Origin of the sequence: Thermogemmatispora tikiterensis (assembly GCF_003268475.1) — a bacterium.
GTDB classification, from domain to species: Bacteria; Chloroflexota; Ktedonobacteria; order Ktedonobacterales; family Ktedonobacteraceae; genus Thermogemmatispora; species Thermogemmatispora tikiterensis.
The window spans coordinates 5,290,410-5,310,741 of record NZ_MCIF01000002.1 but is presented as its reverse complement, the minus strand read 5'-3'; the positions used below and the strand labels follow the sequence as shown (position 1 = coordinate 5,310,741).

Genomic DNA, 20,332 nt, shown 5'->3' with positions numbered 1-20,332 from the left:
CTGACAAGCAAGGGAGGTCTGCAATGACGCTTTCGCTGGCCCTGGCTTTGACTGGCCTCTGGCTCCTGATCGGCCTGTTCTGCGGCCTCCTGGGCGGCGCGGCTCACCCGCGTTGGCGCCAGGCTGGCTGGCGCGCCTGGCTTCTGCTTCTGGGGTTGGCAATGGCGGGAGCAGTGCTTTCGGCCTGGCCAGCGGTCTGGCTGCTGGGAAAGCTGGCGGCTGGCGCGCTGGCCCTCGGCTGTGCGGCTCTGGTAACGCTGGTGGTGCCGCCTTGCTTGGCAACTCGCTTGACGGTCGCCGCTCCTCCCCAACAAGGAGATGGGCCGGCTGGTTAGAGATGGAGGGAGCGGGCGACGAGAAGCCCTGTCCGGCGCTCCTCTCCTGCCAGGTCGCCCGCTCAGCTCGTCTTCTCTTTCTTCTGCGCGCTCCCTAAAACGGTCATATGGCGCCTATCCTTCTCCTCCCCGCTCTCAGCGCAGTTACAAGACGCTGCCGCCGGCGGGCGGCCACCAGGCTCAGCTTCTCCACCCACCGAATGGATGCGCTATAATAGGCTGCAGCGATAGAGAAGGAGTGATCAGGAGCGTGACTGAAACTGCAGAGAGCAAGGCCGCCCGGCCTTTCCAGGCTGTGCTTTTTGATTGGGATGGGACCATTGCCGATTCAACCCGCGGTATGATGGCGGCTATGCAGTTTGCCTATAAGCAACATACAGGGCGCATCTTTCCGCGGAACATGGAGGAATTCCGCCAGCTTTCGCCGCTGCGTCTGGCTGAAAGTACGGCGCGCTACGCTGGTCCCCATGCTGAAGAGGTGGCTGCCTCTTACCTCTGGTACTACACCCACGAAGGCTATCGCTCGACCTGCCTCTACCCCGGGGTGCGCGCTCTGCTGGAGGAATTGCGCCGCCGTGGCTATCCGTTAGCGGTGGTAACTAATACCGGGCCAGAGCGCCTCTCGACTGATCTGCGCCATCTGGAGCTGAGCGCGCTGCTGACGGTCACCGTGACCTCCCAGGATACCGCGGAGCGTAAGCCCCATCCCGCTCCGCTCTGGAAGGCGCGCGAGAAGCTGATTGCGGCTGGCCTGATCGCGGCTGAGACCCCAGCGGAGACGCTGGCCTATGTGGGCGACCATCCCGGAGACATGGCCGCCGCTCACGCCGCAGGGATGGTGGCCGTCGCCGCTTTCTGGGGAGGTATCTTCTCCCCAGAAAGTCTGCTCGCCGAGCGACCTGAGCATTGGGCACACCAACCAGCGGAGCTGCTGACGCTCTTCCCATGAGCTGGCCCTCACGCTGGCGTGACGCGCCCAATGCCAACGGTCGCCTCGCTTCAGCTTTGGGCCTCTATTGCCACCAGCCAGTAGCAGGTACCGTCGCGCGTCCGCTCTAAGAAGCGATATTCACACAGCGCGCGACGCAGGGCTGCGCTATCGTTGATCACGCTATGCTGGTCCAGAATGGCATTTACCTCTTGCTCGCTGTAGCGCCGTCCCGCTTCAAAGAAGGAGGCCAGATAGCTGAGAACGAGCTGCTTATCGCCCAGCTTGGCCGGCGGCCAGAGGCAGAGCCGCCCCTGCCGATCGAGGAAGCGACGCACATCGGGAGCATGCGATCCGCCACGATGCGCCTCTTCGTCAGCACTGCGCTGCCCCACTGGCAGGCTGATCAACTCTTTCAGGGCGCGAGCGGTCCGCACGAAGTAGGGCGCGCTGAGGCGATAGGCTTTCGCAGCTCCACTGGCGCGACTTTCGTAGAGATAACCAAGCGAGACCAGCTGCTTGAGGTGGCGCGAGACATTCGACTGACTCAGGCCCAGAGCCGTAATCAGCTCCTGAGCAGTCAGTTCATCACGCTCAGCCAGTAGCTCGATCAGGCGCAGGCGCGTCTCATCCGCCAGCGCCGCCAGACGCGCGCGCAGCTCAGCCTGCCCCACGGGAGCGGTGAGCAAAGCCACATCGTAGTTGGGCGGCTCGCTGAAAAAGAGATAGAGCGCTTCCTCATGCTCCCAGCAGCTAACATGACGCCCCATATGCCAGGACGGCACCAGAACCAGCCGCTCCACTCCGATAGTACGCTCCTCGATAGCCGTGGGCAGCTCACGCCCAGTGAGGGCCAGAAACAGATCAGCTGCTACCTCTTCCTCTGCTGATTCTTGATAGTGACTGAATTGCTCAACCTGCCAGCGTAGGATGGGCTGTACTCGCCGCCACTCGGCCTCAAGGAGCTTCTGCCAGAGTGTACGGAGATGCTGCACGACCAGCTCTTGCATGGCTGTCGGCTGATTGAGCCAGCGATGCGCTTCACGCAGCAAGGCTGGTTCAGCCACCGCGGTAGCATCGTCGGCATAGGCAGCACAGGCAAGGTAGGTCTCTGGTTCGGCGAGTAGGCGCGCGGGCGACGGCACTGGTGCGGGTCCTTCAGCATCTGTGGCGGAGAGACGACGCTCGCAACGCGCGCGCAGATGCTGGAGCGCCCGATCGCGTAAATCCTCTGGATCAATACCAGCCAGCTCTTCCAGGTAGGTGGCAAAATCAGCGAATGAAGCAGCGGCTACCCCAGCCACGAGTACATCGCGTAACCCGCTAAAGATAAGTTTGTGCGTCTGCCGCTGCTCAGCAGTCAGGCGCTGGGCACTACGCTCCACCCAGGCGTTGAGACCGCGTAGCCGTCCGGCTTCGCAGAGAAGCGCCAGGCTGTTGAGGACATTGTAGACAGGCGCTAGAGCAATCTCTAGCCGCCCATCTGACCCCACTACTGGCTTGTGATCCACAGGTAAGTTGCTCCTTTCAATTCTATGCAATTATGTGCATAATTCTCTTTAGAGAATAGCATTACAGAGACGAGAAAGCAAGCTTTCCTGCAGTGCAGCTGAATGTGAACAAAAAGCGGGGAGAATGAGAAGTTCGTTCTCCCCGCTGGCTAGAGGCAGGCGCTGGATCAGGATTGCTCGCCTTTGTAGGTGAGGATGCGGCCCCAGACGCTCTTCGTGCCCCAGATACCTGAGCGCAGGCACTCCAGCTGTACGATCTGGCTGTGATCGACGAAGAGATTGACCTCGGGACCGTAGTTCTTGATGTACCAGGTAAAGACCTCGGGGTCGGCGGCCTCGAACATCACTTTTTCCAGGCCAAGCTCGGCGATGATCCTGGCCACCGCATCGGTACGCCAGGTCTTGACGTTCTCCGTGATTCCTTCGGACTCGATCATGATCATGTAGGCGCCGGCCTCCAGGAAGCGCCTGGCCTGAGCAATGGCCCAACCTACATCGCGCGTCCCCTCGGCCTCCAACTCCTCAACGCTGGTCGCGCCACCAGCACCGAACTGAATACCGACTTCAGGCTTGGCTTTCAGACCCTCCTTCTGCACCTTCTCCACCAGGCGCAGCCAGTCATCGATAGGGATCGTGATAAAGCCGCTAGAGATCTCGATAATGTCGAAGCCCAGATCGCGACACTCCTTAACATAGCGATCAACGGCCTGCGCACCTTGAGTGAGGACATACTCGATGAAACCGCCAGTCGAGACCAGCACATTGTAGCGGTGGGCGGTCTCGTTCAGCTCGCGTACGGCTTTGGGCGGCATCAGCGTGAAAGAGCCGCCAGCGTACTTGAGCGAGTCAACGTATTCGCCCATCGTCTCGAGCACGTCCTCCAGGTAGCGCTTTCCCATCGCCGTGTAGTAGGGGCCGCGAATCTCGGTAATACCGCGTGTTCGCGGCTTGCTCTGCCGCTCATTCATGCGTAGGAAGGTAAAGCCACGCTCTGCCATTGTCTCCCTCCTTGTCTGATCGCCCGTTTACTATCTCCCGCCAGGTCCACTATCCGAACTGGCAGGCCGCAGGACCCACGCGCCGCTCTGCCGCTCGGGGGGCTGCGACCTGCCCACCCCCCTCTTGCTCTAGAGGGCAGGCCCGCCAGCGGCTGGCAGGCGCACCTGGGCCAGCAAGGCCGTGAGCTGGCGCACCGGCACCTCATCCAGATGCTGCACTGTCTCGGCGATGGCGCGCCGCAGCTCGCCGTCAGTGTAGGGAGCCGTCAGACTCTCGAACTTCTCTAGTGCCTGCTCCCAGCTCAGCGGGCGGCTATAGAAGCCCGGATAGTCGGCAATCTCCAGATCATAGCGCCGCCCATCGGTCAGCAGGACCCGGATGCGACAGGGCATCTCGACAGGGAAGCGGGCACTGAGATCGTCGGCGGGCCGCACCTCGACCTTGCGGAGCAAGGCCTGCACATCGCTGGCCACGATGCGCTCGGGCCGATATTGTTCGGGGGTCACCTTGCCATCGAGCAGGGCCACCGCCACCATGTAGTGGAGACTATGATCGGCCTCCTCCTTGGTGCGCACAATGCGCTTGTCTCCCTCTTCTCCTCCACCGATAATATGATAGGCGACATCGAAGGTATCGATCTCAATACGCTCAATCTGATCGGCACGTAGCTGGTGCTGCTCGCGCAGCTGCAGAATGCCCTCCAGAGTCGGCTGAGAGTGGAACTCAGCGTTGTACTTTTTGATGCTGGTGCGCCGAACAATCTCCAGATTCTCGCGCGACCAGTCGATGGTAAAGCGTCCGGCGATGCTCTCCATGAAGCCCTTATTGCCCTCGAAGACTTCGATCGGCCCGGTCATGCCACGCATGGCCAGGAAGGTGGCATGAGTACCAGCGTGGGCCACCGCCGGGTAGGCCATCCCTTTCCAGTGGGAGATGCTGCCGGTGCGGGTGACGCGCAGGGCGTTATAGGCGGTACCGCTGATGGCGATGGCGTTAGCTGTGCGCTGGGCATCCAGGCCCAGAGCGCGCGAGACGCCAGCCGCCACAGCGTACGTGCCCTCAACGGTATGGTCAAAGCCCCTGGCCCGTACCGGGGCCACCTCCGATAGCCGGCACTGCACCTGATAGGCCACGGCCAGGGCAGTCAGGAGATCCTTGCCGTTGCGATCAGCATACTCGCTGGCTGCCAGGACAGCGCCCAGATTATCGCTGGGATGGCAGCTTTCCCCTTTAGCAATGAAGGTATCGTTATAGTCGAGATAGCGCACCAGGGCAGAGTTGTAGAAAGCCGCACGGTCTGGCGCCGTTTGACCTCCAGCAATCAAGGTCGACAGCGGATTGCCCCCAAAGTCTTTGATCTGCTCACGCAAAATAGCCAGAGGTCGCCCCTCTAAGGCTCCAATGGCACACCCCAGCGAATCGAGCACGCGAATCTTTAACTCACGGCGCGCCTCTGCCGAGAGATCCTCATAGCTGCTGCGTACCACAAAGTTTGCTAGCTCTTCAACGAGCGTCATGATTGCTGACCTCCTTCCCAATGCCAGTACTCCCGAGAGGAGTAGCTGGTTTCACATGCGCCTTCATTTGCTCAAGGCATGGGCGGCTCAGCGCCGACACCGTCGTGGCGCTGATGGCGCTGCTCTTGCCGCTCTGAGCCTGCCGCGCCAGCAAGGCTGGCGGCACTGGCGGTATGACCCATGTCGTAGGAGGCACGGCGCGCGGCCTGACAGACGAGGGGGATAGCGCGCGCCCGTTGCTCCGGCCCAAGACGAGCAGCGGGCGCGACGAGCGTGAGAGCTGCCGCTACCTGGCCCCTGCTATCAAAGATAGGCGCGGCCAGCCCTGCCACTCCAGCAACCCGCTCGCCTTCACTGTAGGCCCATCCCTGACGCCGCACCCTCTCCAGCTCGGCCAAAAAGCTCCCTTCATCCCAATTCCGTTCTCCAGCCACCTGCTCACTGTCAAAGCGCTCACGGCTGGCCCGGGCCAGAGCCAGGCGCTCTTCGCCAGCGAGCCAGGCCAGTAAGACCTTGCCAGCAGCGCCTCGATGCAGCGGCAGCGGGGCCCCGATCTCGGCAAAGGGACGCAAATTGTGGGGGCTGCGCACGACCTCGATGACAACCCTGGTCTCGTGCTGGCGAATGTGTAGCTCGGCGTTTTCTCCCGTCTGGCCGTTGAGCCAGGTGAGATGAGGCAGAGCCTGCCTGCGTACGTCAATGCTCTCGGCTACCAGCAAACCAAGACGCAGGAGGGTCAGCCCTAAACGAAAGCGCGAGCCTTCTTTCATCAGCAGCCCATGCTCGGCAAGAGCCTGAGCCAGCCGATAGACTGTCGGGAGCGGTAGCCCGGTCCTCTCGGCAATTTCCTGGGGCAGAAGAGCACTCTCCCCCCGCGGGAAGGCCTCTAGAATGGCCATCGCCTTGTCCAGGACCCCCACCCGCGTCGCACGCGCCTCCTCCGAGGGCATTACTTCAGCGCCTCCTTTCCACATAGTGGAATATCATCCACATAATGGACACCTTAGTATAGCACAGGAGAGCTGGCCTGTCAAATGGGCCGCTGCACCGACCCTGTCTCGACGCCAGCGTCGCCCCTTTGCTATAATGAGGGCCGGTGAGGGCAGAGCTGAGAGGTACTATCGCCCGCGAGCAGCAGAAGGAGCGTATTGATGAGTATTTTAGAAAGCATCCAGCATGGCCTGGAAAAGGCAGCCCAGCAGGCGGCTCGTCTGGCCCGTATGCAGCACCTGCAGATCGTGCTGAATGACCTGAGCTACAAGGCCAGTCTGGAGCACCGGACACTCTCCAACAAAGTCATGGAGTTGTATTGCAATGGGAGACTCAGCCAGAGCGAGCTGCTGCCACTCTGTCAGAATCTCGCCACCCTTGAGCAGCATATCAAAGAAATCCAGCAGGAGCTGGAGCGTCTGCATGGCGAAGGACAGGAGCAGGCCAGTGCCCCGCCAGCAGCGGCGTCAGGTCCCTTGCCTGCTCAGCCATCGGTCAGTGGTGCGGCTGCTCCTCCTGCGGCCTATCCAGCTTATCCCCCTTCGTTTCCCTCTGTAGCAGCCTATCCCGCTGGCGGCCCGATCGCCTACCCACCGCCATTTGCCATGCCAATGCCACCAGGGCCTGCTCTCAGCCCAGGCTACGCCCCTCCGGGCTATGTTCCCCCACCGGCGGGCTCCCCTGCCGTCACAGTCACACCCACCAGCGACGGGACCACCGTCGTCGCACCGCCGCCAGCTCCTGAGAGCACCCCTACAGCGGCCTCTGGCCCAGATCCCGCTACCGCTACAGCTCCCGCTGGCGTGCAGCAGGAGGCTGTTTCCACTGCAGCCGGCACCGGAGAGCCTCCCACGCCTCCGGCAGACGTCCCACCGTTGGGAGCCTTGCCAGAAAGCGCCCTGGACGCAGCCGCACCAGGGCAGTCCTGGTCCACCCTGGCCGCTAACCCAGAGGAGGCCAGCAGGCGTAGCGCTCCCCGGGGAGAACCGGGTCAGCCGTAGTCGGTGCTCCAGGTGACCAGCTGATCCGACGAGACAGCGTCGGCGCCGGCCTCGCGCCCCTGGCCAGTCAGAGACCAACCCTGGTCCTCATGTCGCCTGCCCTTGCGCGTGAGGCCGGCCCGCGCTACACTCTCAGAGTGAGAATGTCCTGCTCTCTCCCAGCAGCGAGAGCAGGCAGGACGGCGAGCAGCCTTCAAGTGAGCAAGGAACAGGAGCATGTCCAGCGCAGCGATCCCCAGCTTACCAGCACAAGAGGAGCTGATTGTCGAGGCCATTGACCTGCACAAGGACTACGGCGCCGGGACGCTCAAGGTCCAGGCGCTACGCGGCGTCAGCCTCCAAATCCGGCGCGGCGAGGTTGTAGCGATCATGGGACCAAGCGGCTGCGGTAAGACTACGTTGCTGAACTGCCTCAGCGGTCTGGACCGGGCGACGTCGGGGACAATTCGCATTGCAGGCCAGGATATTCAGGAACTAACCGATAACGAGCTAACAACCTTCCGCGCTCGTTCAATGGGTTTCATCTTCCAAAACTACAATCTATTGCCAGTGTTGACGGCTCTGGAAAATATCGAACTGCCGCTACTGGTGAGTGGCGTGCCACCTCGCGAAGCGCGCGAGCGAGCCCTTGCCAGCATCGAGCAGGTCGGATTGAGCCGTTGGGCTCGCCACCGCCCAGCAGAGATGAGCGGCGGACAGTGCCAACGAGTGGCTATTGCCCGCGCCCTGGCTACTCGCCCTGCTATCGTCTGGGCCGATGAGCCAACCGGGGCTCTGGATAGCGAGGCCAGCCAGGAGATCCTCGACCTGATGCTGGCACTCAATCGCGAGCAGGGACTGACCTTTGTCTGGGTCTCGCACGCCCTGGAGGTCGCACGCCGGGCACAGCGTTTGATCACTATGCGCGATGGACGCATCGAGGACGATCGCTCTCTCGTCGCTTCCCCTGCAGACGGAGCCTAGCGTTGCAATCAACCCGGCAGGCACAGCATTTACATCTCGCGCTTCTGTACCCTATAATAGAGATATCTTTCAACACGCAGGCAGGCCGGCAAGCGGCCACAGGGATTGAGGGGGTCCTTCTATGGGTAGAGTCATTGTTCTTGGCAGCCTGATGACCGACCTGGTAGCCCGCGCACCTCGCTTCCCTTTCCCCGGGGAGTCCTTGATCGGCGAAGAGTTTGCGATGTTCATCGGCGGCAAAGGCTTCAATCAGGCGGTGACTGCCGCCCGCCTCGGCGCCCAGACGAGTCTGATCGGCAATGTCGGTCAAGACACCTTTGGCGATGCCTTCTTCCCTGCGCTGGCCGCCGAGGGCGTCGATTGTACCTACGTTAGCCGCGATGCCACGGCTGGTACGGGCGTAGGCTGCGTGACGATAGCAACTGAGATCGGGCAAAATGCCATTGTTGCTCTGCCACGCGCGAATCTGACCTTGTCGGCAGAGACGGTACGCCGGGCAATGGAGGAGCTGCTCGGCTCGCAACAGAGACCCGCTATGACCCCACCCGGCGTTTTTCTGACCCAGTGCGAGACAGGTATCGAGACTATCGCCACCGCCCTGCACCAGGCACGCCAGGCCGGTTTCCTGACGATTCTCAACGCTGCCCCGATCCCCCAGGAGACGCTCCCTGCCGAGCTTTTCAGGCTGGTGGATATCCTGGTGGTGAATGAGATTGAGGCGAGTTTCCTGGCCGGCCTGACCATTGATACGGCCATGACGGCCAAAACCGCCGCCGAGCGGTTGCTGGAGCGCGGCCCCCAGCATGTGATTATTACGCTGGGAGCGCTGGGCGCGACGTGGTGCACTCATGGCGAGAACGGCGCTCCGCCTTTCCATCGCTGGCAGCGCGCTTTCAATGTGCAGCAGGTCGATCCAACCGGCGCCGGCGACGCTTTCTGCGGCGCTTTGGCCGCTCGCCTTTCAATGGGTGCCCCCCTTGAGGAGGCGCTCCGCTGGGCCAACGCCGCAGGAGCCATCACCGTTACGCGCAAGGGCGCTTTGCCTTCTCTACCTACACGCACTGAGGTGGAAGCCCTGCTCTAGCTTTGACCCTCCAATCCTTTCCCCTTAGCCTTGCGGCCAGCCTGCGAGCCTGATGACTCGCTCCACCCCTGGCCAGGCCCGGACTCATATTCGCTTTACTTTCCCTTTTCTCTCCTCCTTCCCCATTCTTCTCTCATCTTTTCTCTTCTATCCAATTTCATCGATATTTGATAGCGACCTTCTCATATCGAAAAAGTTGATTTCACAATCACAAAGGAGTGCGGTACAATACCCCTACACATCGCAACTATTGTCTACATCAATCTCAGCGTAGCGGGGAGAAGAAGCAGATGGGCAAAGGTGGTAGTGGCTATGGAGGTTATGGATACCTGCGTTGGGTGGCAGTGGCTCTGATCTGGCTGCTGAGTGTGCTGCCGTCGGCCCCGGTTGTGGGATCGGCCAGCCCCCTTTCGCTGTCAGCCCAGGCACAGAGCTGGCAGCGCGGAGAGGGCAGAGCGTGGTCGTGTTCCCCTTCACCAGCAACCGGGGCGCCGCTACGACAGCTACGTGGGGTCTGGATCGCCACGGTGGCCAATCTGGACTGGCCCTCACGCCCGGGCCTGCCCGCCGCCGTGCAGCAGGAAGAAGGGCGGCGCTTGCTCGACCAGGTGAGGGCCTTGGGCTTCAATGCAGTCTTTGTACAGGTACGCCCGTTGGGGGATGCCTTCTATCCGTCGCACTACGCTCCCTGGTCGGCCTACCTGAGCGGCGTCCAGGGGCGCAGTCCAGGTTATGACCCGCTGGCGTTCCTGCTGAACGAGGCTCACCGGCGCAACCTGGAGTTTCATGCCTGGTTGAACCCCTTTCGCATTAGCTTCCACGACAATCTCGCCGCCCTGGCGCCGACGAATCCCGCGCGGCAGCATCCCGCGTGGGTAGTGCACTATGGCGGGGCCCTCTACCTGAATCCGGGCCTGCCCGCCGTACGCCGGCTCCTGGCGGCCACAGTTGAGGAGCTGCTGCGTCGCTACGATGTCGATGGAATTCACCTGGATGATTACTTCTACCCCTATCCAGTGGGAAAGCTGCCGTTTCCAGATAGCGAGACCTATCGCCAGTACGGCGCCAGCCACTATCGCTCGATCGCCGATTGGCGACGGGCGAACGTGAATGAGCTGATAGCGACCCTGGCTCAGACGATCCACCGCCTGCGCCCAACCGTCAAGTTCGGTGTGAGTCCCTTCGGGGTCTGGCGCAACCGCCGCAGCGATCCCTCAGGCTCGGCCACCGCGGCAGCGGTGACAAGCTACGATTCGCTCTATGCAGATACACGCACCTGGATCAGACACCACTGGCTGGATTATATCGCCCCGCAACTGTATTGGCCCATCGGCTTCAGGCCCGCCGATTATACGACGCTCGTGCACTGGTGGGTCCATGAGGTGCAGGGCTGGCCGATCCATCTCTACATTGGACAGGCAGCCTATAAGATCGGGAGCGGCGGACCCTGGAATGACGCCGAGGAGATGCCACGCCATCTGCGTTTGGATCTGCGCTTTGCGGCGATAAAGGGCGAAGTCTTCTTCCGCTTGAAGTCCTTACTGGCCGATCCCCTCGGCTTTGCCCGGCGTTTGCGCACGGCTCTCTATCGCCATCCTGCGCTGATTCCAGTGATGCCCTGGTTGGGTGGGGGCTCGCCGCCGACACCCAGGGCCTTGCAGGCCCAATTGCAGCCCCAGGCAACGCACAGCTGGACGGTGACGCTGCGCTGGCAGGATGGCGCTGGTGGGCAGGCTCAGACAGCCGCTTATGCTCTCTACCGCCTGGACGGCTCCGCTCCCCCTGACCTGTGCGCGCTGAAGACTTCTACCGCCCTGCTGGCGACCCAGCGACACTTTGGAGCAGGCTGGCAGGTTTTCGTCGACCAGCTCGCACCCCAGGGCGCACTCTATACGTACTATGTGACCGCGCTGGACCGTCTATACCATGAAAGCTCCCCCAGCTCAGCCCTGGTTGTGCATCTTCCATGAGTAGCAGCAGGCTGGTCGCGCTGATTTGCCTCTCTGCCTCGCCCCAATGAGAGGCGCGAGGCGGACACGGCCCCGACATACAAGGCTGTGCCGCCCCACGCTCAGAGACGGCCCCTCTCCGGTAAGAGCCGGCCTGCAAGCCGCTGACAGTGACAAGCCAGCACCGGCACAAAGGCAGATCGCGAGCGCTAATGAGAACGCCGGGTCATCAAGCTGTGAGCGCGTTGGAGCAGATTGTTGCCTTTTGCTACAAGGGTAGCCGTGCGAGCCGGGGTGAGCTTCGCCGCGGCTTGCTGTCCGCTGCCACCGAACTCGGCTCCCTCCAGGATGGTCAGAAGCTCGTCGGCCAGGGCGTTGCGCTGCGCGGTCAGCAGCTGAAGCTGGGAAGCCATCCGGGTATAGGTGCTATCGTTGTCGGGGCTACCGCTCTCCAGCGCCAGGGTGGAGATGCGCAGGGTGCTCAGGGCAAGGTCACCTACGGGCGCATCGATACGCTTGAGGAGTTGACCAAGCTGGAGGAGCAAGCCGCGACTGCGCCTCACCGTGGGCGGAAGCGCGCTGTCGTCCAGCGCTTCGATTAGAACCCGTCCGTCATGACGGTAGTCGTCTTTGAGGCCGAGTAGCTCCATCATCGTGGGACGAATGTCGGCGTGATCGGCCCAGATGCTGTCGTTGCGACCAAGATGGCGCACGCCAGGCCCAACCAGCCCCAGCCAGGTGCGGTTGATGTCGGGGGCAATATCGCCGTGGTTCCAGGCATAGGTAGGCACAACCTGGACACAGGGTGCGTTGCAGTTGGCCGGCCCGGCATAGATGTAGTAGTCGGGATTGGCAAACCAGACAAAGGTAGGTGTACGAGCCGGATCGGCGGTGACCATGTGCAGCAGCTTCATTTCGACGGGATCGGCCATGTATTGGGTGAGCTGCTCTGTCTTGCCGGTGATGGGGTTGACGGCAGTGAGCTTGCCGGTGGCTCGCTCAAACGCTCGCGTTACTGGATCGGTGCGCCCCGGATTGCCGGTGATGTAGATCGCCGGGGCCGAGTCGGCATGCAACTGGAAAGGGGTAGTAACGCCTTGCTGAGTGGCAAGCAAGCCCGTCAGGTTGACGTTGATTTCGCCAATCACGCTGTAGCTACAAGGCACATTGACGCCATCGCAGTCCACCGGAGTCGGGGGCCCGCCGACAAAATGGTCCCCTTCGTCAGCGGTGATGACAAAGAGCGTGTTGGCTGGCGTGATGCCATCTTGCTCCAGCCGTTGGAAGAAACGAGCGAAGGCCTGATCATAGGCACGGAGGGCAGCAACGTAGCCCTCCTGACCAGGCCCAAAGGCCGGCCCGCCCGGGTGTTTGTCATGGGCATCGGAGATGTAGGCGTATGTGACAGGGACACCGTGCTCTTGCATGGCGGCCACATAGGCCAGGCTGACACTGGCTTCCATGCCATCAAAGCCGGGGAAGCCGATGTGTCCCTGGGAATCCTGGATGATGTGCCCGTCGAGGTCAGTAAGCGGCCCGTCGGGACTGATCTGGGGGACAACGTATTTGTGACCGAAGAGGGCCTGGTAGCCTTCATAGCCCCCAGGTTCGTCGGGCAGAAGATCAGGTTTGCCGTTATGCTCAGAGGAGCAGAGCGGGTTGTTGAGGGCACAATGAATGCTGATGCCGACGAAATCGGCATAAGCCTGGCCAGGATTGGCTTTGACTTCACGGGCTTCCGGCGAGTCGGCCCCGAAGACCGTGGGAATGTCAGTCCCGGTGTTCTCCAGGACCATGTTGGCAGCACCAACACCTCCAACGTTACAGCCAGCCCGGGTATAGGGCACCCACGGCGCCGGGGCGTTGACCCCCAGCTCGTTGAGCATGTTGTAGGTGGTATCAGTCGGCGTCGAATTGGTGGGGTCGTAGATGGGATCGGTCCAGTAGGCAAAGGCTGAGGCTGGGCTACTGGTCCCGTCTGGATTGAAATAGCGATAGCTGTTGCTGACCGCTACTCCGTGACGATCCGGGTAAACACCAGTAAGTGAGGTGAGGATGTTGGTCCCGGTGTGGGCAATTAGCGGCGTGTGGTTGTTGGAGAGCATGACGCCATTGCCTTCAATGAAGTCGAGGAGATGGGGCATCTGCTCTAGATCAGAGGGGACGTTGGGGTTGTCCCTCATCAGATGCACATTGTCAAACTGAATGTAGATGACGTGCTTGATGCCATTTTTGAGATGGCAGGTTGCGCTGCCCTCGCTCATTGCAGCAGCACCACCAGGCTTCACCGCCGGCAGCAGAATACCAATGATGAGAAACAGCAGGCAGCTCGTCCCGATGAGATGGAAGCGCCCCCCCACGGGGTCGCGTTGGGACCAGGGGCGATGACGCATAGGTTCCTCCTTTATCGCTGCAGGTCCACTGGTTGGGTTGATCGACTGGTGCACAAGGAACAGCATGGTCACGGCTCGCTCGCACTGCCCAGAGCCTTGCAGGCAACTACTGCTCCCGAACAGGGGGCTTTCCCCCTGCTCTGCCGCGGAAAAACTGCGCGCATGCGTGAGGTCCTCTTCCTGCGGACAGCGCCTGTAACCCGGAAGTTGACTCCCCTCAGCGCGTTCCGCCCTGCTCTGCCCTTGCGCGCCGATCTTGCTAGCCTGTCAGCTGGCACTCCTGACAGGGAGGCCTCCCTGAGTCGCGTCCCTCTCGACTCTCCAGGGAGATGCAATTAGAGTATAGCATTGTATTGAATAGATATCAATGATCTAAAGGGCAAAGTGTTAAGAATATGTAAAATAGAGATGTTAATGCAAACGCCTGGGAGGGGAAGGGAAGCTACGGCCTGGCAAGCCCGAGCCGACGAATAGCTCCCTCAGGCTCGGATCGTACTCATTTTGCTGGTCACGACGCCTGACCAGCCAGGGTCAGGGCCGCAGGGCCGAGAGTTTACGCCGAGACTGCACAAGCTGCTTCTGCGAGAGCTGAGGCGCACCAGCGAGGAAGCTGGCCCCTCTTTGCTCAGGCTCGCTCTGATTCTGGTCGGGGCTTAGAGCCTGAAGGGGAGCCAGCGCAGAGGGGGAAAGACCTGTTCGACGATCGAAAAATGATCGTAGTAGTCGCTCTGACGCAGAATCAGGCCATTTCTGACCAGGAAGATGCTGACACCATCGACTTGAAACGGTCGAGAAAGCCAGGACTGTCTCAGGAGACGCGGCGTTTCGCCGGAGGCAATCCAGCAGACTGCCGCCTGCTCATCCCCAAAGAAGCGGCGCGTCGGCGTATACTGGATGGTCGGCATACTGGTGAAGCGCTGACTAAACCAGCGCGCGATCTCTTGACGGCCTCGACGCGCGTGACGCATGCCCGTGTCAAAGAGTTCGGCACTGGCGTGATAGAGGGCCACTAGCTCGTCAACGTTGTGAGCGTTAAAAGCGACAATCCAGCGATTGATGAGAATGGGCAGCTCCATGCCTGCAGGAGCGGAGCCACTTTGCTCAAAGCTGTCTCGGTTGGTTCGCACGCCACTTTCTCCTCTGCTTCTGCTGCTCTCCAATAGGGGCATCCTCGTGCTCTGTATTGTAGCGCAGGAGTGCAGCAAGCACAAATGCTATGGTCGGTTGAGCCACCTTGCTCCAGGAGATTGGCCTTTTTTACCCGGACCACGGTTACCAGTTTACACAGGCAATAACGTCCTCCTCATGAGGAACGTTTCTGGCGGGCCTCGGAAGCGGAGACCGCGGCCTCCAGGAAAAACGTTCCTCTCTTTGACTTACCTTGGGATTGGCCCTTGTCGACTGCGCCGGGGCGCCGGGCAGAAGCATCAAGCAGCCAGGAGAAAGAGTATGAGTGCGCTTCTTCGACAGACTGGGAGATAACCGGAAGCCCCAGATAGAAGGGGGAACAACATCTGTGATCTTGCACACTGGCATCCCTGCCTCAGTAATGAGACACGTAGCCCTGATTCCGCTGGGGCCTTCCTTCAGGGCCATGCAGAAGAAGTGCGCGGTAGCGAGCCGGTGGAGAAGCAAGACCAGGGCAGGGATGCGCTCCGTCGCCTGCGCAGGTCAATACACCCTTTGGAGGAGCGGCTCTGATGAGAGTCTGGAGCCAGGCGTGGTCACCTTTGACCACGAGTCATCAGCAGCAGTCGTTCGCGTACCAGGGGGAGAAAACTCTACTCCAGTCCAGCGCCGCTTCTCCCAAGAGCAGACGAGTCGCTCCACCTGAGTTGGGAGACGCAACACCGGCTGCCAAGATCCTGGAGAGAATCGCGACGGATCTGGTACTGATAGCGGCAAGAGCTGTAGCGTAGCAGTGACAGCGATCTGCGAGGGACCAGGCCAGGCAGAGGACCCGCCGCCCGCTAGTTAACGGTCCTCTCTTATTTGCCGGTCCTCCACCTTGCTGCATACAATGCCTGTCAAGGGGAGAGTCTCAATCACTGGTAGGCACAGCCGTCTGACCTCCCCTCCAGCCGTGAGCCAGAGCGCTCCACAGCAAGCCGACTGGTTCTTTCTTCCGCAGCGTCTTCATCAGAAGAAGAGGCTGATCTGATTGTAGACAGTGCGAATGTTCTGCGGCGTACCGGCATATTCCTGGGCCCCCGTTGTTGAAGCGATAGATTTGAGAGCCTTGACATCGGCATCATCGCCATAGGCAATGGTGAAGACCTTGATGCCCCGGCCAGCGTCTTCCCCGCGCGGCACAATCCGCGAGAGCAGGTCAGTCAGTGAAAGCTGGCTGGCATTATCCTGTCCATCTGTCAGAACGACGACAGCCTTGATATCAGTGGTAACAAAGCTGTTAAGCGCCTGGACCTGCTCGGCAATAGTATCGAAGAGGCGAGTGCTGCCGCTGGCTGTAATGTTCCCGATCTGCTGGAGAACCTGTCGACGTTTAGGTCCGACCAGCGAAAGTGGACTGATAACCCTGGCTTGATCGCTGAAGATAGTTAGCCCAAGTACGTCATCGTCGCTCATGAGCCGCACAAAGTCGCTGAGGCCCTGCCGCGCAGCGTCGATCTTGCTCATCCCGTTGAAGTCATCGTTCATGCTCCCCGAGGTGTCCAGAATGAGCATGGCGGCCACCCGGCGTTTCTGGGCCTGCCAGGTGCTCTCAATGGCATTGATGACGTCCACCGAGGGAACTTGGAGGATGGTCCGCGGCTGCTCAGGGTCGACACCGTGGGCACTGTCAATGGGAGCGCCAACCGTTACTGAGGGTACGGCGGGGCGGAAGCCGTAGCGCAGGGCCTTGGCTTGCTGTTGGGGCGCCAGGAGGAAGGCGCGGAGGACCTCAGCAGCGCTCTCTTTGGCCGGAGTCAGCCAGCTGCCGTGGAGAATGGCATAGGGGTGATCGCTGTAGAAGGTGCCCTCTTTGGGGTAGATGGCTACCACGGGAAAGGGAAGATGGGGATAGCTGTGGCCGTCATTGGCTTCGACGACCAGGTTTTCGTACATGACTGCCGCGCTGAGAAAGCTGGGTCCTTTGTTGAACATTTCGTCGGCAAAGAAGCCGGTGCTGTCTCCGTAGTGAATGACCGCTTCTTCAATGTCGCCGATGAAGCTGCGGACGCGAGGATCGCTGATATCTGCTGCGGTAAGCCCGCGCTGTTTGCCCAGAGCGGCGTAGCTCATGGCAATGATGGCATCGAGTCCGGAGTTGGAGTATGCTGGATGGGTGTGACCGAATTTGAAGCTGCCTGCCTCGGGATGCCCATAGGCGGCCCACCCCTGCGGATTGCTGCTTAGGCGCGCGATGTCGCTCCAGCCAATGGCACGCTGCGGCCAGCCAAGCGCTTCAGCTAGCGGTTTCCACATGGCAATGACGACAGGACTGCTGACCAGCGAGGGGGTGGCGCTGGCTCCCATGTCAATGAGATTCTGCCCGGTCTTCTGATGCCAGCGGGCATTGAGGAGGCTGAGCCAGACGCTGCCCGCCGGACTCCAGACGTCGGGCCTGATATTGCCATTGAGGATCTGCTGCAGAGAGTCGCCGGAGCCAATGGGAATGGCGTTGACAGTGATGAGGCCATCGCAGGCTGCGTAATGGTGGTTGTTGAAGTCCGCAATGACGTCGCTCATCCAGGCTTCTTTCTCGGAGCCGTAGTAGAGGGTCAGCGTCACCGGGTCGCTCGAGTGGTGTTGACAGTTCACTGGATAGGGGGCCGGCGTGGGCGTCGGGGAAGCGGTGGCGCTCCAGGGCGTCTCACAGCTTACCAGAAATGTGAAGAGCATCAATAAAGCAGAAAAAGAGCAGAAGAGGCCGATCCAGGGCGCTCTTCCTCTTCGCCAGCTGAGGATCTCATTTGCTCTCAGCATTGTCTTCGCCTATCCTTTCCTGTCGAAAGCATGAGCATCGTGGTCGTGGCAGCATCAAGGATCAAGGGGATTTGGAGGCCACCCCTCTCGGAGGTGGGTGGTGCCTCCGCTTCTGTTCTTTCTGGCTTATCTTCCTCCCATCGGGCCGGCTAACTGGTGGCGGTGGCGCTATTGCCGTAGGCGCTAAGCCACGCTTGAAGCAGGGCATCGGTCACAGGGCCGGCTGGTGGCTGTGCCTCGGGGCCAAGCTGCGCTGGTATCTTGAGGCTACTCGCCAGGCTGGGAAAAGGGTTGCCCGCAAGGCGGTCATAGATGGTGACTGCGGCGTTGGTGGGTCGGAAGCCGCTTTTGAGGGCTTCGCGCTGCTGCTCCTCGCCAAGGAGGAAGTCGCGAAAGAGGCGCGCCGCTTCTTGCTGCTCACTGGTGACCCATTCGGCGTCAAGGATGGCAAAGGGGTGATCGCTCAGCAGATTGAGGCTCGGATAGAAGGGGAGCAGGGCCATGCCCTGGCGTTGGTGCGCCTCCGCCTGATAGGTCAGCACGAGGTTTTCGTAGGTAAAGGCCAGATCATAGGAAGAAGGCCCTTTGAGAATGACTTCACGCTCTAGATAGGTGCCACTGCTGCGCCCGAATTGAGTGACGGCTCCCTCAATATCGTTGAGGTAGTGCAGAAAACCCTTGTCACGTACCTGGTCGCTGGTAAGGCCTCGCTGTTGATGGAAGTAGGCATAGGCCAGCAGGGTAATGCTCAGTAGGCCACTATTCGACTGATCGGGGCGAGTCTGGGCCAGCTTGATCTGACCCCAGTCGCCAGGCCCTCCCAGGTCCTGCCAGCCATTTTTGAGGAGAACGGCGCTGTGAATGGCCTCCCAGTCGATGACGCGGTAATGCTGAAGCAGGAGGCGCGCGCGCTCTTCCCAGACAGCAAAGACCAGGGGGCTGAAGACGAGCGAGCGTGGTGATAGGTCTGCTGAGGAGGCCACGATCTCTTTGCCCCCGTGTGCGGCCTTCCAGGCATCATTAAGCTGGTTGAGTTCCAGTGTGCTGGCCGGACTCCAGATGATGGGCCGCAGTTGGCCATTGAGAATGCGGTCACGGGCATCGAGCGAGCCACGCTCTTCGGCTTGCGGCAGGGAGATGCGTTTGCCGCCCAGGGTCAGGCCGCGCTGGTTGAAGGCTGCGACGGCGGCGCTGATCCAGCTTTCTTTTTCGGTGCTGTAGACAAAGCTGAGGGTGATCTGCCCGGCCACTCCCGTTCCTCCGCTACGCTGGCGTGAGAAGAAGAAAGGGAGGCTGAGCAGGCCAGCGCCCGCGACAAGGCTCACTGCACCTGCGGTCAGCAGCAGGCGACGCGAGATGCGCCTCCCTCCTTGAACGGCAAGCTGCGCCTGGGGTCCCTGGCCCGGCGTTACGGGTAAGGGTGTTACCGGCGTCGGTGGACTGCCAGCAGGCAGCGGGGTCACGGGCAGAGCGTTCACCGGTGGCGAGGTTACCGGCGAGGCTGGGCGGCCAGCCGCGGCGGCATTGGGCAGGCCTGGAAGGGTGCCTCTCGCGGCGCCCGGGGAGCTGAAGCCGGCAGCCAGGATTGCCATGTACATGGCAGCGGCAGTTTGATAGCGCTGCGCTGGATCTTCGGCCATCGCTGTCAGGATGATCTCCTCGCTGGCGGCAGAGATGTGCGGGTTCAAGGCGCGCGGGGCCTGAAAGAGACCAGGATTGAGGCGTCTGGTCGGGGCGTCGAAGGGGTAGCTCGCCGGTGAGGAGCTCGTAGAGCGTGGCCCCCAGGGCGTAGATGTCCGAGCGCGCATCACTTTGACTGCGCCCGTACTGCTCTAGCGGGGCATAGCCCTGAGAGCCAAGGAGGGTGGTGTCGCGTGTGACCTGGCTCTTAAAGATGCGGGCAATGCCGAAATCGATGAGCTTGAGCTGGCCATCTGGGGTGAGCATGACGTTGGCCGGCTTCATGTCACGGAAGATGATCGCCTGGGAACGCGTGTGCAGGTAGTGCAGGACAGCACATAGCTCCAGACCCCAGCCCATGACGGTCGCTTCGTCGAGCGGTCCGCCGTGTTCTTCGAGGATCTTCGCCAGCGTTTTGCCTTCGATGAATTCCATGACAAGGTAGGCTTTGCCCGCTTCTTCGAAGAAGTCGCTGACATTGGGTAGGTTGGGATGCTGGAGCTGAACCAGGAGATCTGCCTCTTGGCGAAAGTCGGCCAGGGCACGCGCTTTCTCGCTGGGGGTGAGCAGGGCGTCGCCCATCTCTTTGATGGCGACCTGCCGGCGAGCCGAGAAGCGCAAGTCCAGGGCTTTGTAGACAGCTCCAAAGCCTCCTTTGCCGACAAGGGCGACAATGCGGTAGCGTCCGCTGAGTAGGACGCCAGGACTAAGGGCCCCAGTAAGCCGTCGACCTCCTCCGGTGACCGCTGGCGAGGAGGCTACGGCAGCATATACACCGGTTGGCGGTCCGGCCAGGGTGTAACCACAGTTGATACAGAATTGTTCACCGGGCGCGTTCGGGGTGCCACAGTGGCCACAGGTGAGGAATCCTCCAGTATGACTCTGCAAGGTTTGTCACTTCCTCGTGAATAGGACGTACAAGCACGTATGGCTCTCGGCCTTTGATCGGTCGTGATGAGTCGCGCACTCGTGATGCTCATGTTCTGCTTATCCATTTGCCACGCTGGGAGTATGTCGCCAGAGCTTTATCTCTGCTTTACGGCTCTGTTATGGGA

The 20,332-nt window shown here is 61.1% G+C and carries 15 protein-coding genes; 6 read left to right on the top strand and 9 right to left on the bottom strand.

Annotated features, from left to right (window positions below; translation table 11 throughout):
- Nucleotides 1-23: 23 nt before the first annotated feature.
- On the top strand, nucleotides 24-335 hold the full coding sequence (locus A4R35_RS21240) for a hypothetical protein (RefSeq protein ID WP_112432983.1): 312 nt from the start codon (nucleotides 24-26) through the stop codon (nucleotides 333-335).
- A gap of 250 nt (nucleotides 336-585) precedes the next feature.
- A complete protein-coding gene (locus A4R35_RS21235) occupies nucleotides 586-1,284 on the top strand; it encodes an HAD family hydrolase (protein WP_189362147.1) in 699 nt (232 codons plus the stop codon).
- A 50-nt stretch (nucleotides 1,285-1,334) separates the two neighbouring features.
- Here A4R35_RS21235 and A4R35_RS21230 read toward each other — a convergent pair whose 3' ends face one another.
- The 4 genes from A4R35_RS21230 to A4R35_RS21215 all read right to left on the bottom strand — a co-directional run bounded on the left by A4R35_RS21230 (nucleotide 1,335) and on the right by A4R35_RS21215 (nucleotide 6,240).
- Nucleotides 1,335-2,774: a DUF2087 domain-containing protein gene (locus A4R35_RS21230; protein ID WP_112432978.1), complete on the bottom strand. Its 1,440-nt coding sequence runs from the start codon at nucleotides 2,772-2,774 to the stop codon at nucleotides 1,335-1,337.
- A 167-nt stretch (nucleotides 2,775-2,941) separates the two neighbouring features.
- Nucleotides 2,942-3,772 (bottom strand): phosphosulfolactate synthase, encoded by an 831-nt coding sequence (locus A4R35_RS21225; RefSeq protein ID WP_112432976.1) that lies wholly within the window; start codon nucleotides 3,770-3,772, stop codon nucleotides 2,942-2,944.
- A 129-nt stretch (nucleotides 3,773-3,901) separates the two neighbouring features.
- Nucleotides 3,902-5,290, bottom strand: a complete 1,389-nt coding sequence (locus A4R35_RS21220) for an MmgE/PrpD family protein (RefSeq protein ID WP_112432974.1) — start codon at nucleotides 5,288-5,290, stop codon at nucleotides 3,902-3,904.
- 71 nt (nucleotides 5,291-5,361) lie between these two features.
- Nucleotides 5,362-6,240, bottom strand: coding sequence for an IclR family transcriptional regulator (locus A4R35_RS21215; protein ID WP_189362145.1), 879 nt, complete (start codon nucleotides 6,238-6,240; stop codon nucleotides 5,362-5,364).
- A 201-nt stretch (nucleotides 6,241-6,441) separates the two neighbouring features.
- Here A4R35_RS21215 and A4R35_RS21210 point away from each other — a divergent pair, with 201 nt between their 5' ends.
- The 4 genes from A4R35_RS21210 to A4R35_RS21190 all read left to right on the top strand — a co-directional run bounded on the left by A4R35_RS21210 (nucleotide 6,442) and on the right by A4R35_RS21190 (nucleotide 11,298).
- Nucleotides 6,442-7,281 (top strand): hypothetical protein, encoded by an 840-nt coding sequence (locus A4R35_RS21210; protein WP_112432970.1) that lies wholly within the window; start codon nucleotides 6,442-6,444, stop codon nucleotides 7,279-7,281.
- A gap of 216 nt (nucleotides 7,282-7,497) precedes the next feature.
- Entirely contained in the window at nucleotides 7,498-8,244 is a 747-nt protein-coding gene (locus A4R35_RS21200; RefSeq protein ID WP_112432966.1) for an ABC transporter ATP-binding protein, read from the top strand.
- A gap of 121 nt (nucleotides 8,245-8,365) precedes the next feature.
- Nucleotides 8,366-9,328: a ribokinase gene (locus A4R35_RS21195; RefSeq protein ID WP_112432964.1), complete on the top strand. Its 963-nt coding sequence runs from the start codon at nucleotides 8,366-8,368 to the stop codon at nucleotides 9,326-9,328.
- Nucleotides 9,329-9,618: 290 nt separating this feature from the next.
- Nucleotides 9,619-11,298: a glycoside hydrolase family 10 protein gene (locus tag A4R35_RS21190; RefSeq protein WP_112432962.1), complete on the top strand. Its 1,680-nt coding sequence runs from the start codon at nucleotides 9,619-9,621 to the stop codon at nucleotides 11,296-11,298.
- A 188-nt stretch (nucleotides 11,299-11,486) separates the two neighbouring features.
- Here A4R35_RS21190 and A4R35_RS21185 read toward each other — a convergent pair whose 3' ends face one another.
- The 5 genes from A4R35_RS21185 to A4R35_RS21155 all read right to left on the bottom strand — a co-directional run bounded on the left by A4R35_RS21185 (nucleotide 11,487) and on the right by A4R35_RS21155 (nucleotide 20,165).
- The gene (locus A4R35_RS21185) at nucleotides 11,487-13,670 is read right to left on the bottom strand and encodes an alkaline phosphatase family protein (RefSeq protein WP_112432960.1); all 2,184 of its coding nucleotides are present in this window, start codon (nucleotides 13,668-13,670) and stop codon (nucleotides 11,487-11,489) included.
- 653 nt (nucleotides 13,671-14,323) lie between these two features.
- A complete protein-coding gene (locus A4R35_RS21180; RefSeq protein ID WP_189362143.1) occupies nucleotides 14,324-14,797 on the bottom strand; it encodes a nuclear transport factor 2 family protein in 474 nt (157 codons plus the stop codon).
- A 1,012-nt stretch (nucleotides 14,798-15,809) separates the two neighbouring features.
- Entirely contained in the window at nucleotides 15,810-17,597 is a 1,788-nt protein-coding gene (locus A4R35_RS21170) for a substrate-binding and vWA domain-containing protein (protein ID WP_112432953.1), read from the bottom strand.
- A gap of 149 nt (nucleotides 17,598-17,746) precedes the next feature.
- Nucleotides 17,747-18,922 (bottom strand): substrate-binding domain-containing protein, encoded by a 1,176-nt coding sequence (locus tag A4R35_RS21165; protein WP_223258438.1) that lies wholly within the window; start codon nucleotides 18,920-18,922, stop codon nucleotides 17,747-17,749.
- Nucleotides 18,861-20,165 carry a serine/threonine-protein kinase gene (locus A4R35_RS21155; RefSeq protein WP_262982346.1) on the bottom strand — a complete coding sequence of 435 codons (1,305 nt, stop codon included), beginning with the start codon at nucleotides 20,163-20,165 and terminating at the stop codon, nucleotides 18,861-18,863. Before A4R35_RS21155 ends, A4R35_RS21165 begins: the two co-directional genes overlap by 62 nt.
- Nucleotides 20,166-20,332 lie beyond the last annotated feature (167 nt).